The 13,860-nt window shown below is 46.4% G+C and carries 12 protein-coding genes and 1 other annotated feature; of the genes, 4 read left to right on the plus strand and 8 right to left on the minus strand.

Annotation, left to right across the window (positions count from 1 at the left end; all coding sequences use genetic code 11):
* Positions 1 to 4: 4 nt before the first annotated feature.
* Together L7D49_RS15215 and L7D49_RS15220 are read right to left on the minus strand one after the other, a co-directional pair.
* Positions 5 to 1,708 (minus strand): GGDEF domain-containing protein, encoded by a 1,704-nt coding sequence (locus L7D49_RS15215; RefSeq protein ID WP_238082321.1) that lies wholly within the window; start codon positions 1,706 to 1,708, stop codon positions 5 to 7.
* An 86-nt stretch (positions 1,709 to 1,794) separates the two neighbouring features.
* Positions 1,795 to 3,024 carry a bifunctional folylpolyglutamate synthase/dihydrofolate synthase gene (locus tag L7D49_RS15220; protein ID WP_238082323.1) on the minus strand — a complete coding sequence of 410 codons (1,230 nt, stop codon included), beginning with the start codon at positions 3,022 to 3,024 and terminating at the stop codon, positions 1,795 to 1,797.
* 63 nt (positions 3,025 to 3,087) lie between these two features.
* Between L7D49_RS15220 and L7D49_RS15225 the strand changes: the two genes are divergently transcribed.
* The 3 genes from L7D49_RS15225 to L7D49_RS15235 are packed head-to-tail and all read left to right on the plus strand — an operon-like array spanning position 3,088 to position 5,014.
* Positions 3,088 to 3,954, plus strand: a complete 867-nt coding sequence (locus L7D49_RS15225) for an ATP-grasp domain-containing protein (protein ID WP_238082325.1) — start codon at positions 3,088 to 3,090, stop codon at positions 3,952 to 3,954.
* Positions 3,951 to 4,757 carry an ATP-grasp domain-containing protein gene (locus L7D49_RS15230; protein WP_238082327.1) on the plus strand — a complete coding sequence of 269 codons (807 nt, stop codon included), beginning with the start codon at positions 3,951 to 3,953 and terminating at the stop codon, positions 4,755 to 4,757. Before L7D49_RS15225 ends, L7D49_RS15230 begins: the two co-directional genes overlap by 4 nt.
* The gene (locus L7D49_RS15235; protein WP_238082329.1) at positions 4,754 to 5,014 is read left to right on the plus strand and encodes a hypothetical protein; all 261 of its coding nucleotides are present in this window, start codon (positions 4,754 to 4,756) and stop codon (positions 5,012 to 5,014) included. The genes L7D49_RS15230 and L7D49_RS15235 overlap by 4 nt, the downstream gene beginning before the upstream one ends.
* Positions 5,015 to 5,575: 561 nt before the next feature.
* Here L7D49_RS15235 and L7D49_RS15240 read toward each other — a convergent pair.
* Positions 5,576 to 8,221 carry a valine--tRNA ligase gene (locus tag L7D49_RS15240; RefSeq protein ID WP_238082331.1) on the minus strand — a complete coding sequence of 882 codons (2,646 nt, stop codon included), beginning with the start codon at positions 8,219 to 8,221 and terminating at the stop codon, positions 5,576 to 5,578.
* Positions 8,222 to 8,319: 98 nt separating this feature from the next.
* Positions 8,320 to 8,541: a binding site (T-box leader), on the minus strand.
* A 67-nt stretch (positions 8,542 to 8,608) separates the two neighbouring features.
* Here L7D49_RS15240 and L7D49_RS15245 point away from each other — a divergent pair.
* Complete coding sequence (locus L7D49_RS15245) at positions 8,609 to 8,800, plus strand: hypothetical protein (protein WP_238082333.1); 192 nt, start codon at positions 8,609 to 8,611, stop codon at positions 8,798 to 8,800.
* Here the strand turns inward: L7D49_RS15245 and L7D49_RS15250 are convergent.
* The 5 genes from L7D49_RS15250 to hemC form a co-directional block, all read right to left on the minus strand.
* Positions 8,780 to 9,721: a hypothetical protein gene (locus tag L7D49_RS15250; RefSeq protein WP_238082335.1), complete on the minus strand. Its 942-nt coding sequence runs from the start codon at positions 9,719 to 9,721 to the stop codon at positions 8,780 to 8,782. The two genes, L7D49_RS15245 and L7D49_RS15250, sit on opposite strands and share 21 nt — an antisense overlap.
* A 134-nt stretch (positions 9,722 to 9,855) precedes the next feature.
* Positions 9,856 to 11,148 (minus strand): glutamate-1-semialdehyde 2,1-aminomutase, encoded by a 1,293-nt coding sequence (gene hemL / locus L7D49_RS15255; protein ID WP_238082337.1) that lies wholly within the window; start codon positions 11,146 to 11,148, stop codon positions 9,856 to 9,858.
* On the minus strand, positions 11,149 to 12,129 hold the full coding sequence (gene hemB / locus L7D49_RS15260; protein WP_238082339.1) for a porphobilinogen synthase: 981 nt from the start codon (positions 12,127 to 12,129) through the stop codon (positions 11,149 to 11,151).
* The gene (locus L7D49_RS15265) at positions 12,126 to 12,890 is read right to left on the minus strand and encodes a uroporphyrinogen-III synthase (protein WP_238082341.1); all 765 of its coding nucleotides are present in this window, start codon (positions 12,888 to 12,890) and stop codon (positions 12,126 to 12,128) included. The genes hemB and L7D49_RS15265 overlap by 4 nt, the downstream gene beginning before the upstream one ends.
* Entirely contained in the window at positions 12,883 to 13,812 is a 930-nt protein-coding gene (gene hemC, locus L7D49_RS15270; RefSeq protein ID WP_238082343.1) for a hydroxymethylbilane synthase, read from the minus strand. The genes L7D49_RS15265 and hemC overlap by 8 nt, the downstream gene beginning before the upstream one ends.
* Between the last annotated feature and the right edge of the window lie 48 nt (positions 13,813 to 13,860).

The raw sequence follows: 13,860 nt of genomic DNA on the forward strand, positions 1-13,860 counted from the left end.
TTCGTCATCTCACATATTGTGCCACCCGGTCCCGGCCAGCCTGCTTCGCGCCAATGTACAGAGCCCGGTCCGCATTGCGCAACAGAGTCATCGCTTCGTCCGCGTCATCAGGCGCCGCAGAGACGCCAATACTTGAAGTAATGAATACATCCACTTGCCGTTTATCCTCAATTAAATCAGGACTGATCGCAAATGGCGTGGCTTTGATTTGCTGCCGTAATGCTTCTGCAAAAAGATAAGCCTCATCCTTCTGTTTATTTGGAAGCAAGACTAAAAACTCTTCGCCCCCGTACCTGCCGACAGTCGCGCCTTCCGGTTTTACCTGCTCTAACAGCTGCGCAAAACTCGCAAGTATATCATTTCCACTTTGATGCCCATACGTGTCATTGACTTGTTTAAAATGGTCGATGTCCACCATGACAAGGGAGAGTGACCTAAGATCCCCTCTGTCAAGCTTGTCCATGTCGCCGGACAACTTATCTTCCAGATATTTATAGTTATAGAGCTTCGTCAATGCGCATTTTTCACTCTTCGCCAGCGCTTCCTGCATATATCTCGCTTTGTCTAGCGACACGATGAAGTAAGAGCCTAGCAAATCTAAAATTTTCAGCTGATATTCCTTGAATGCCTTCCTTCTTCTTGAACCGAGCAGTAGTATGAATTCCACTTCATCCTGGTGGGAAATCGGTACACATAAAATACTTTCCAAATCCAGCGGTGCGAAGTGTAGTGCGATATCTTCCCACTCGGATCTTCGCCGGTATATGACAGGCTCAGTTTTGGAGAGCACACTTCCAGCGATTCCCTGGCCAATTTGGAATGATTCAAATCCGTTATCTATAAAACGGTCGTCTTCCAAAACCCTCACTTGCTCCAGCCATTGTCCATGACTTTTGAACAAATACACATGATCCGACTGAAACAGGACACTTACTTTTTGGATGAATTGATCCCGAACTTGCTGAACATTTGATATGCCGGCCAATTCGTTCCCAATCTCACCCGCCCTTTTCAAGTCACTGTTCACACGCTCCGATTTACTATATTGACGGATAATGGTAACCGTCGCCAGATACGGGATGCCAATTAAAGCAAATGCACTTTCCCCAATGACCTCAAGTAAGAAGTACAGCGTTAAGGAAATTGGAAGCAGAAGAACGACGCTTCCATATTCAAAGGCAATATCACGTAACGTAAAAACAGAAGAACTCCTGCTATACTTGAAATAGATTTTAAGTATCGATAAATTGGCAACCGTATAAAATAGGCGGTAGACAGCGAGGCTGACGAGGGCGATTCCAAAATGACTCGTACCGATATCACCGCCGATAAAATAGAATCCGAAAGCCGCAACAGCCGAAGTGATCATGACCATCGATGAATTAATGAAATACCTCTTTATGAACGGCAATGAACTTTTTTGCACGGTCAATGTAGCGAAAAGCGCCAGCTGGCTGATGAACATTTCAACGAATAGCCCATACTCCAGAAATACGGCCATCGTCACCCACATCGTTAATGAAATAGGTTTACCATTAAATTTCACAATGAAAGAAGATGTCAATAATGCCATGACCGTGTAAAGAATGAGCCGGAGCCAATCGAATGACTGCGGAGAAAAATTTGCCCATGCCAAATAGAGTCCAGAAGGAACAATGAGCAGCCAACAAAAGAAATAAATAAGTATATGATCTCTCTTCTGGGACATTTCTCATTTCCTCCTTACCTAGTTGCACGGGCCTTTAATTTATTTTACATGATTCCCAATTCATTACACAAAATGAACTTCCATCCTCATTTTAACTCATAATAGTCCAAAAGACTAGTGATAAGATACAGTGACCCTGCAACTATTTTCTTCCTAGTATTTCCTCTTGTTAGTATTATAGAATCAGTTTCCAATTTTGTCACCCTTTTTGTACTATACCGACAACTTTCCATAAGTTGTTCAGCCGAAGCGGCTTGTGGATGCGGAAAGGAGATAAACGTAAAAGACTCCGCCACTGGAATCAGCTCATCGAGAGTCTTTTGAATGTCTTTCGTTTGCAGCATTCCAATTACAAAATCCACTTTTTCTCCAGGGAACTCTGTCTGGATCGTATCAGCCAGTGCTTTAGCTGCAGCCGGATTATGCGCACCATCCAGAAATACCCCCTCGCTAATTTCCTGAAACCGGAACGGAAGCTGTGCTTTGGAAATGGCGGTTGCGACGGATGACCGATCCAGTTTAATTCCCGCCTGCAACAATGCTTCGAGTGCAATCGCCGCATTCCTTGCCTGGTGTGGACCTTTCATCCTCCTCGTTTGCCATTCGAATGAAGCAGAGCCCACGAACCGTTCCGTTTCCCCAGTCTCCACTGTAAAGTCAACTCCGAAGCAATTCCAAGGGCTATCCAGTCCCTCAGCTCTCTGCCTGATCACAGTTTCTGCTTCATCCGGCAAACTTCCCGTTACGATAGGAACCCCCCCTTTAATGATCCCCGCTTTATGGCCCGCAATTTCGGTAAGTGTCGTTCCGAGGAACCCCTCATGATCCAGTGCGATCGACGTAATGACTGATACGAGCGGCGTCACCACATTTGTGCTGTCCAGCTCCCCGCCCATTCCGCATTCCAGCAAGACATAATCTGGTGCATTTCGTTGAAACACCAAGAATGCAGCAACTGTCAGCAACTCAAAATCTGTTAGTAAGCCGCTAATGCCATTTTCCTTTATACAGCGAAACGCTGCATCCAGCTCCGTTCTGCTGACCGGCAGACCATCTAATCTGATTTGGTCATGCAGATCGACAAGTGCAGGAGAAGAGAATACGCCTGTCCGAAAGCCGTGCTCCTTAAGAACAACTTCCATGAAGGCAACGGTGGAGCCTTTCCCATTTGTCCCCGCCACATGGATAATGTTCAATCCTTTTTCCGGATTTCCGACACGCCGCAATGCCTCTTTCACATGATCCAGGCCTGGTTTTATCTCACTATCGCTACTAATGTCCCATCGCTCTTTATATTCATCCAATTTTGGAATCAATTGAATCCCTCCGTGTGTTAAAATCAGCATAGGGTAAGTATATCATGGCCGGAGGGGTCCTAAATGAGAAGTTGTTGGGTGATTTACAATGGCAGTTTAACTAGCGATAAATTCCTAGATCAGGCAGTACTCGTCGCAGAAGCGGCAGAACGGGCAGGCATTCAGGCGACTATGAAAAAGAACTATGAGGTACTGATCGATCTCTCAGCTCCACCAAAAGATCGACCAGATTTTGTCGTTTTCCTCGATAAAGATATTCTGCTCGCGTCCTATTTGAAGCAGAACGGCATTCCCGTCTTCAATGATCCAGATGTCATCGAAACGTGTGACAACAAGGCAAAACAATATATTAAACTGGCTAAGGCAGGCATCCCGATGCCCAAAACGATTATTGCACCAAAAGTGTATCCGAATTTCACCATACAGAACTCCGGATATTATGAAAAGGTGCTCGAACAATTTGGCCTGCCGCTCATTATGAAAGAGGGACATGGCTCGTTCGGGATGAAAGTATATTTGATTGAAACAGAAGAAGATTTTTATGCGAAAGTCGATGAATTGAGAGGGATCGATTATGTATTCCAACAGTTCATTGCCTCGAGCCGGGGGCGTGATATCAGGGTCAATATTGTCGGCGGTGAAATCGTCGCCGCCATGTATCGTTCTTCTGAAACCGATTTCCGAGCGAATATTACAAACGGCGGTGTGGCAAGCGTCATCGAGCTCTCCGAGGAGCAAAAGTCGATTGCATTGCAAGCTGCCGAGGCGGTCGGAGCCGAGTTTGCCGGCGTCGATTTGTTATTTGGCGGAAACGGACAGCCGCTCGTCTGTGAAGTGAACGCTGCCGCACATATCCGCAATATATATAATGTCACGGGAATCAATGTTGCAGATAAGATGATCGAATATATTGTAGGGAAGCTGTCATGAAAGGCTGCCTGTTTTATTCATCCGCGGAGGCAGTACGAAATAAAGGATTTATTGATGATTTGATTCATTCAGCCGAGCAATTAGATATGGAATTGACTCTCCTTGTTGATGAAGAACATCCTGACGAAGAGACCGATTTTATTATGTTCCGCGATCGAAATCCCGAGCTTTCTGCAAAATGGGAAGCAGCAGGATTCCGGCTGTTCAACCGGTCGGAAGTGAACCGGATCGCCAATGATAAATTCAAGACTTATGAACTTGCGGCATTGCTTGGTATTCCTGCAGTTCCTACAAAAAAAGTCGGCTCGGCCAATGATCTTTCCGCCTTCCCGATCGTCTTGAAAACTCGAGATGGCCATGGAGGCCATGAGGTATCTCTTTGTCAATCAAAAGAAGAGACAGAGGTCTTTTTCAATAAGTTTGCCGGCCGGCACATCATTTCACAGCCTTTTGTTGAATCCAACAGCACGGATATCCGGGTGTTCATGCTTGGGAATGAAGTGCTAGGTGCCGTAAAACGCATGGGACAGGATTCGTTCAAATCAAACTACACATTAGGTGGCTCCGTGGAACGATACGCTCTTTCCGCATCGCAGGAAAAGGAAGTGCAAACAATCGCGAAGGCTTTAAAAAGCGACTATATCGGCATCGACTTTCTCCTGTTGCCTGATGGCCGCTGGTTGCTGAACGAACTGGAAGATCCGGTCGGAGCCAGATCGTTATATGTGACACACGATATCTCTCCTGCTGCGGAGTTGATGAAATATGTGAAAAGAAAATTGGAAGGTGAGGTAATCGGTTGAGCCCTGTTGTGACCATCTTTATGATGATCTTTATTGTCATCCCTCTTGTTGTCTATGCCTCTATTAAAGCAATTCAGGCGCTGCGGCATTCGAAATCGGGATTGAAGACAATGATTCTCGGTTTGCATCTAACTATGGTCGGTGGTATTTTCCTATTGGATGGGAAATTCTTTTTGTATGGAATTCCTTATATTCTCGTAGTCCTCGGTTTTTTGATATCCATATATGGGTTTTCGAGAAGGGATAAGCAGACATGAAAGTTTAACAGGCTCGGTCATTAAATTACACGCACAGATACGCCTGTGCGTTTTTTTATATGTTCTTCTTGAATGTAGTGTGCTAATCAACCTGCGAGCGGTTTCTATTCACAAATTGAAGTATTACAAAATTCACCCACGAAATAATCGGAATAGCAATGATCAAAGTAAGAGAACCTGAATAATCGACGCCAAAAATACGCGCCTCTTCATTCAAACTGTATAGAATGAACATGGTTGAAAGTAAGATGATCATATTTACAAATACAGCGGATGCCATACTCCATAATTTATGGTTCGTCTTTTTTAGGATCACAACTGACCCAACTGTTGAGATCACTAGAGAAAAGAATATCATTACATAAGCCAGATGAATCCCCCCTGTATTATTCAATCATCTTCTTATCACTTATAGCCTTTCTCCCTTAAATTTCGTTTTCCACAGTATACCAATTACCACGCGCTTTTATCAAAGTAATTTGGACTCCACATAAAAAAGAACACCCTCAATACAACAAAAAAGCTGGCGGTCTCTTCTTAATAGAAGTCCGCCAGCTATTATTACATTTCTTTCAATTCTTCAATCCGGCGCTCGACAGCTGCCTTCTTCTCTAAGTAATCTTTTTCTTTCTCGCGTTCTTCCGCAACTACCGCTTCCGGAGCTTTGGAAATGAATCGCTCATTGGAAAGCTTGCCTTGGACGCGCTTCACTTCGCTGTCCCACTTCGCCAATTCCTTCGTCAGACGCGCAATTTCTTCCTCGACATTGATCAAGCCTTCCAGCGGCAAGAACAGTTCCGCTCCTGTAATGACAGCGGACATCGATTTGCCTGGCGCTGAAATGCCAATACCGATTTCAAGCGTTTCCGGGTTGCAGAAACGTTCGATGTAATTCCGGTTCGCTTCCAGCACGTCTACAATCGCCTGATCTTTAGCTGCGATGTACAAGGAAACTTTCTTGCTCATTGGCGTGTTTACTTCCGCACGGATATTACGCACCGCATGGATCAGATCGACGAGCAGTTTCATTGCTGACGCTTTGTCTGTATCCGTCAAAGACGTATCAACAACCGGCCAAGCAGCTGTTGTGATTGATTCGCCTTCATGCGGGAGATTTTGCCAGATCTCTTCTGTAATGAACGGCATAAGTGGATGCAATAGACGCATCGTGTTATCGAGCACATAGGCGAGCACCGAGCGTGTCATCTTCTTCGCTGCTTCATCGTCTCCGTATAATGGCAGTTTCGCCATCTCGATGTACCAGTCGCAGAAATCGTCCCAGATGAAATTGTAAAGGGCACGACCGACTTCACCGAACTCATACTTGTCAGCGAGTTTCGTCACTTGCTCGATCGTTTCGTTCAAGCGTGTCAAAATCCAAGCATCTGCTACAGATTTTTCACCGGACAAATCGATTTCTTCATATGTCATGCCATCCATGTTCATCAAAGCAAAACGGGATGCATTCCAGATTTTATTCGCAAAGTTCCAGATCGCTTCGACTTTCTCCGTCGAGAAACGAAGGTCTTGGCCTGGGGATGAACCCGTTGCCAGGAAGTAGCGCAATGCGTCTGCCCCGTACTGATCAATGACATCCATCGGATCTACGCCATTGCCAAGCGACTTGGACATTTTCCGTCCATCTTCTGCACGCACTAGACCATGAATAAGGACGTCTTTGAATGGACGCTGTCCCGTGAATTCGATCCCTTGGAAAATCATTCGGGATACCCAGAAATAAATGATGTCATAGCCCGTGACGAGCGTATCAGTTGGGTAGTAGCGCTTGAATTCTTCGTTTTCCGCATCTGGCCAGCCCATTGTAGAGAACGGCCATAAGGCAGAGGAGAACCAAGTGTCCAGAACATCATTGTCCTGGTTCCAGTTTTCGATATCAGTAGGTTCTTCATGTCCTACATACACTTCGCCTGTTTCTTTATGATACCAAGCCGGAATCCGGTGGCCCCACCAAAGCTGGCGAGAGATACACCAGTCATGCAGGTTTTCCATCCAGTTCAAATACGTTTTTTCAAAACGTTCCGGTACAAAATTGACTTTGCCTTCCCCATGCTGAAGATCGATCGCTTCTTTCGCGAGAGGTCCCATTTTAACGAACCATTGTGTGGATAAATACGGTTCTACTACAGCGCCGCTCCGCTCTGAATGGCCGACTGCATGTAAATGTTCCTCAATTTTGAAGAGGACACCCATATCCTGCAAATCCTTAACGATCTGTTTGCGGCATTCAAAACGATCCATGCCTTCGTATTTACCAGCCAGCTTATTCATCGAACCGTCTTCGTTCATGACGAGTACGCGAGGCAAGTTGTGACGGTTCCCGATTTCAAAGTCGTTCGGGTCATGAGCAGGCGTAATTTTTACCGCACCGCTTCCGAATTCCATGTCAACATAATCATCAGCAACAATCGGAATTTCACGTCCGACGATCGGCAATTTGACCGTTTTTCCGATCAAATGCTTGTAACGCTCATCTTCCGGATGAACCGCAACCGCCGTATCCCCAAGCATTGTTTCAGGACGTGTCGTCGCTATTTCGATGCTTCCGGTTCCGTCCGCTAGTGGGTAGCGCATATGATAGAATGCACCCTGTACATCCTTATGGATTACTTCAATATCAGAGATGGCTGTTTTGGTTGCTGGATCCCAGTTGATAATATATTCGCCGCGATAGATAAGTCCTTTTTCATACAACTTGACAAAGACTTCACGAACTGCGCGAGACAGACCTTCATCAAGCGTAAAACGTTCACGGGAATAATCGAGTGCTAGACCAAGCTTTGACCATTGCGCACGGATGTGGCTGGCATATTCCTCTTTCCATTTCCATGTTTCTTCAAGGAATTTTTCCCTGCCTAAGTCATATCTTGTTTTGCCATCAGCACGAAGTTTCTCTTCTACTTTCGCTTGTGTCGCAATCCCTGCATGATCCATGCCTGGCAGCCATAGCGCGTCGTAGCCCTGCATCCGTTTCATACGGATCAGAATATCTTGCAACGTCGTATCCCATGCGTGACCCAAATGCAATTTACCTGTTACGTTTGGTGGTGGGATTACGATCGTATATGGTTCTTTCCCACTCTCCGGCTGTGCTTCAAAATACTTGCCCTCAAGCCACCATTCGTATCGACCCGATTCAATCGACTGCGGATCGTACTTCGTTGGCATTGTACTATTTTCAGTTGTCATACCAATTCCTCCTTCAATTCAACCATTACTCTACAGGATGCATATGAGCGGAAAAGATGCGGAAAGGTTTTCCGGAAAATAAAAAAACCCCTATCGCCAAAAAGGACGAAGGAGTTATATTCGCGGTACCACCTTTATTCGTGCAAACTAGCGTCTGCACCTCAACATCTTGTAACGGCTTCTAACCGGCTTCCGCTACTTCAATGTTCACGGAAACTGCTCCCGGGTGACATTCGACAAAACCATTCATAAGCTCTTTCACCAGGCGAGCCCTCTCTAAAATGAACCGTCATGTGTACTATCCCGTTCCACGCATCAATATGCAATTGACACTATTGTACCGGAATGGAATAGGAAACGTCAACCACTTACGAAAGGAAGATTGTGATGAGAAGAGGGTATAATCCTTATTTATTGCCACCATGGCTGCGAAAAACACGTTTTTATTGCAAGGGCATTATTATACCGATATGCAGCTTTCAATTGATCCGTGTATTAGTCGTACCGACAACCGGCGACTTTCTATTACTCTGTCTGTTATGCGGAATCGCATTTCTGTTATACAAAAACATCATTTGAACGGAAGGTCGTTGTGGTCCATTCATCTTGAAGACTCGCGATGTATGATAGCATGTCGTCTCCCCCTGTGAACGAACTGCTGTCATACGTTGCGACGTGCGCTTCGAGAGCAGTCTGTTCTTCTTGACGTGGGGCTTTTGCCGTAACTGCAACTGCCACCTTCTCTTCCGGCTCTGCAGCCATTGCCTCTACCGTTTCTTCAACAATTGGTTTAGTTTCTGCTAACGGCGTCGTTGCCTCTTCAACTGCATCTTCCTTCTTTACAGCCGCCGCTGCAGCCGTCTCACTCGGCTTTTCATTCTGCTTTGTTGCGTCTGCCTCAACTTTTCCTTCGCTCACTTCAGCTTGACTAATTTGCTTGGATACTGCTTGTTCTTCGGTTTTTGTCTCCGCATGAACAACAGCTTCTTCCTTTTGTACAGCCGCTTTTTCCTTCTGTTCATCTGCAACATCCGGCTCCTTCTTTGCGACCTCATTTACCTCTGCTTCGGGTTCCTTTTCCTTACCCTCCGCCATTTTATTACTGTCTTCTCCGTATACACAATCCACATCCCAAGTGATTTGAAGAACCCCTTCTTCATCGACGGTTGTCTTAACATCCTTCGCATGGACGTGCATCGGATGGCCAACCTCAGGCGGTAAATCGATGTTCAACGGCACCGCATATTCAAAGTACCCTTGCATGCCTTCCAGTTCGACATCATCAATAAATACTGCCGCGTCGGGAAGACCTTCCCTACAATCCCCCTCTAGAAAATTGATTTTCGCAGCGATATGGTAGATGCCCGTCAACCTCACAGCGTCATCCGTTCTCTTTTCAGTAAAACCGGCCTTCACTTTCACCGACTGGGCATCTTGAGGAACGCCGATATGTCCCGGGAAATAAAACGATTCTTCCATCTTCCATTGTAAATTCCTCAACGAATTCCCTCCCTTGCTTCTTCTCATTTGCCATCATATGCATGGAAGCCTTGGAGTAGACTGCTTAGGCAGGAATTCAATAAAAAAACACTATGATTCGTAAATAACCGAATCATAGCGCAAAAATTTTATTGTCATTTTGATAACTTCTCAAACACAGTATGGAACGCCTTCACCGTTTGCTCAATATGCTCTTCCGTATGTGCTGTAGATAGGAACATACCTTCGAATTGGGATGGCGGCAAGAAGATTCCTTCTTCGGCCATCAAACGGAAATACTCTGCGAAGAGATTCAAATCGGACGTTTTCGCCTTGTCGTAATTGATAACGTCTTCGTTTGTGAAGAAGAATCCGATCATCGAACCTGCACGGTTGACTGTGTGCGGGATATTGTATTTCGTTGCCGCTTCACGGAAACCTGCTTCCAATTGATCGCCCAGTTTCATAAAATGCTCATATGACGCAGGCGTCAACTTTTTCAAAGTCTCAATACCAGCTGTCATGGCCAGTGGATTTCCGGATAATGTACCGGCTTGATAAACCGTTCCTGCTGGTGCAATGTGTTCCATGATTTCCCGTTTACCGCCATATGCGCCGACTGGAAGCCCGCCTCCGATTACTTTTCCTAGGCAAGTCAAATCTGGCGTGATGCCAAAATAGCCTTGCGCACAGTTGTAACCGACGCGGAAGCCTGTCATGACTTCATCAAAAATCAACACCGTGCCATTTTTCTCGGTTAATTCACGTAAACCTTCCAAGAAGCCAGGCTGCGGTGGAACAACCCCCATATTGCCGGCTACCGGTTCCACGATGACACCAGCCAGATCATCCCCGAATTGTTCAAAGACCGCTTTTACACTTTCCAAATCATTGTAAGCAACGGTAATTGTATTTTTCGCGATGCCTTCTGGAACACCCGGGCTATCCGGCAAACCAAGTGTCGCGACACCAGAACCTGCTTTAATGAGCAAGGAATCCCCATGGCCGTGGTAGCAACCTTCAAATTTCAAGATTTTGTTCCGGCCTGTGTAACCGCGCGCCAATCGCAACGCACTCATTGTAGCTTCCGTACCGGATGAGACCATGCGGACCATTTCAATGGACGGCACTCGGTCGATCACAATTTTCGCAAGTTCATTCTCAAGCAATGTCGGAGCACCGAAGCTTGTCCCAGTTTCCGCAACTCGCTTGATTCCTTCGACTACATCTGGATCGGTATGCCCTAGAATAAGCGGGCCCCATGAAAGGACATAGTCGATATATTCGTTGCCATCGATATCTTTAATGATGGCACCTTTCCCGCTTTCCATGAAAATCGGGTCCATATTGACTGACTTGAATGCACGTACCGGCGAGTTTACCCCGCCTGGCAATAAGTTGACCGCTTCGGCAAATGCCTCTCTGGATTTCTCATATTGTCTGCTCACTCAATTCTCCTCCAACCAGCGCGCCGCGTCTTTGGCATGGTATGTCATGATAATATCCGCGCCAGCACGCTTCATACTTGTCAATGTTTCAAGAACGATTTGCTTCTCGTCAATCCAGCCGTTTTGTGCCGCTGCTTTCACCATTGCGTACTCACCGCTCACATTGTAAGCAACAACCGGCAAGAGGACATTGTTTTTCACATCGCGAATAATATCCATATAGGACAGCGCCGGCTTCACAATAAGGAAGTCTGCGCCTTCCATCACGTCCGACTCCGCTTCTCGCAATGCTTCCATCCGGTTCGCATAATCCATTTGATACGTCTTGCGGTCCCCGAATTGAGGTGCGGATTCCGCCGCATCCCGGAATGGGCCGTAGTAAGCGGAAGCATATTTCACTGCATAGGACATGATCGGAATATCTTCGAAGCCTGCTTCGTCCAAGCCTTTGCGGATTGCGGCAACAAACCCGTCCATCATGTTCGATGGTGCGATAATATCGGCTCCAGCCTTAGCTTGGCTTACCGCTGTCTTCGCTAGAAGATCCAATGAAGGATCGTTTAGTACTCGCTCACCTTCAATGACACCGCAATGCCCATGGTCTGTATATTCGCATAAGCAAGTATCCGCAACGACAATCAATTCAGGATGGCGTTCTTTAACGAAGCGAGTCGCTTTCTGGACGATTCCATGATCATGATACGCACCGGATCCGACTGCATCTTTTTCAGCTGGGATACCAAATAGGATGATTGATGGGATGCCTAGAGAGACAACTTCATCGACTTCCGCAGCTAGCTGATCCAATGAAAACTGGTAAACGCCAGGCATAGAGGAAATCGCCTTTTTAATGCCTTCCCCTTCCGCTACGAAAATTGGATAAATGAAATCTTCTTTTTTCAAGCTTGTTTCTCGCACCATTGAACGGAGTCCCGCCGAGTTACGCAGCCGGCGGTTTCTTCTGAATTGTAAGTTGGTCATCTTTGCTCATCCTTTCGTCTCGCCAAAGCGTTGACGAGTTCCATTAATGTATAAATTTCGGGAGTGGCATGGACAGGGGCTCCTTCATCCAGAAGTGCCTGCTCCGTCACATGTCCAATTGCACCGATCGTAAAACCTTCCCATCCGACAGCTGTCGCTACATTTTCTGCAAACACATGGACAGCAGAAGGACTTGCGAATAAAACAGAGACGGATGTACCCGTTTGTATCAACCTGATAATGGTCTCAACCGATTCAATAGCACTCTCTGTACGATAGACCGTCCATTCCTCTACTGCAAAAGGCAGCTCTTCGCGTATCAAGGAACCTGCCAAAGACCCCCGAAGAAACAGAACTTTCATTTTCCTGTCTCCCGAGGGGCGAAATTGCTGGACAAACGTGTCCGCACTAAAGACGGTAGGAATGAAACCGACTGTAAAACCTAACCGTTCCAGTGCAGCCGCGGTCTGGGTCCCGACTGCAGCAATATTGAGGGTAAACTGGTCAGCCGATAAATGAAAACGTTCCATTTTTGCATGGAACGCCCGGACAGCTGATTGACTTGTGAAAATGAGCCAATCAAATTGATTGCACTCCCGCATCCGGCTTTCATCTGTTGCCTCTACAATTTCTTCCACCCGAATGAGCGGCGCCGCTATAGGATGTCCTCCATACCGCTCCACCACATCAAAAACTTCGGGTGATTTCTTTGTTCCGGTGAAGATGACGGTTTCTCCAGCAAGCGGTTTACCGTCAGTCATTCATTTCCGCCTTCACTTTCTCAATGACTGCAGCGGCCCCTTCTTCTTTCAATTTGGCAGCTACCGCTTTTCCTACTTCTACAGCATCCTCGCCGCTGATCGACTCTTTGAAGATCTGCTTCGCGTCTGGAGATGCGATAAATCCAGTCAACTTCACTTCATTGCCATCCAGTTTTGCAAAACCGGCAATCGGCACTTGGCAGGAACCATCCATTTCACTTAGGAATGTACGCTCAGCCTCTACTTCTTTCCACGTTTTATCATCCGTCAGTTTCGATAGCTCTGAAAGAAGCTCTTCATCGTCACTACGGCATTCGATCGCAAGTGCTCCTTGTCCGACCGCCGGGATGCAATCCTCAAGTGCCATGTACTCCGTCACAACTTCATCGTTCCAGCCCATTCGCTTCAAACCTGCTGCCGCCAATAGGATCGCATCATATTCGCCGTCCTGCATTTTTTTCAGGCGCGTATCAATATTTCCACGAATCCACTTGATTTCGATATCTGGACGCATTAACAGCAACTGGGAGCTTCGGCGCAAGCTTGACGTTCCGACAACCGCTCCAGTCGGCAGGTCCATAAACTTGACATGGCCTTTTGAAATATACGCGTCACGTGCATCTTCGCGCGGAGGGATGCAGCCGATTGTGAGTCCCTCTGGTAGAACCGCCGGCATATCCTTCATACTATGTACCGCAAAATCGATTTCCTTGTTATACAAGGCTTGCTCGATCTCTTTAACGAACAGTCCTTTTCCGCCAACTTTGGAAAGCATGACGTCAAGGATCTGATCGCCTTTCGTAACAATTTCCTTCACTTCAAATTCAAAGGGCGCCCCCGCTGCTTTCATCTGTTCAATAAACCAGTTTGTCTGCGTCAATGCGAGCTTGCTTCTTCTGGAACCTACGATGATTTTTCTCAATGAAACACATTCCTTTCCATAGAAAGCCCAATCCGTCTTCCTGACTGA

The organism is Sporosarcina cyprini (assembly GCF_022048975.1).
Classification (GTDB): Bacteria; Bacillota; Bacilli; order Bacillales_A; family Planococcaceae; genus Sporosarcina; species Sporosarcina cyprini.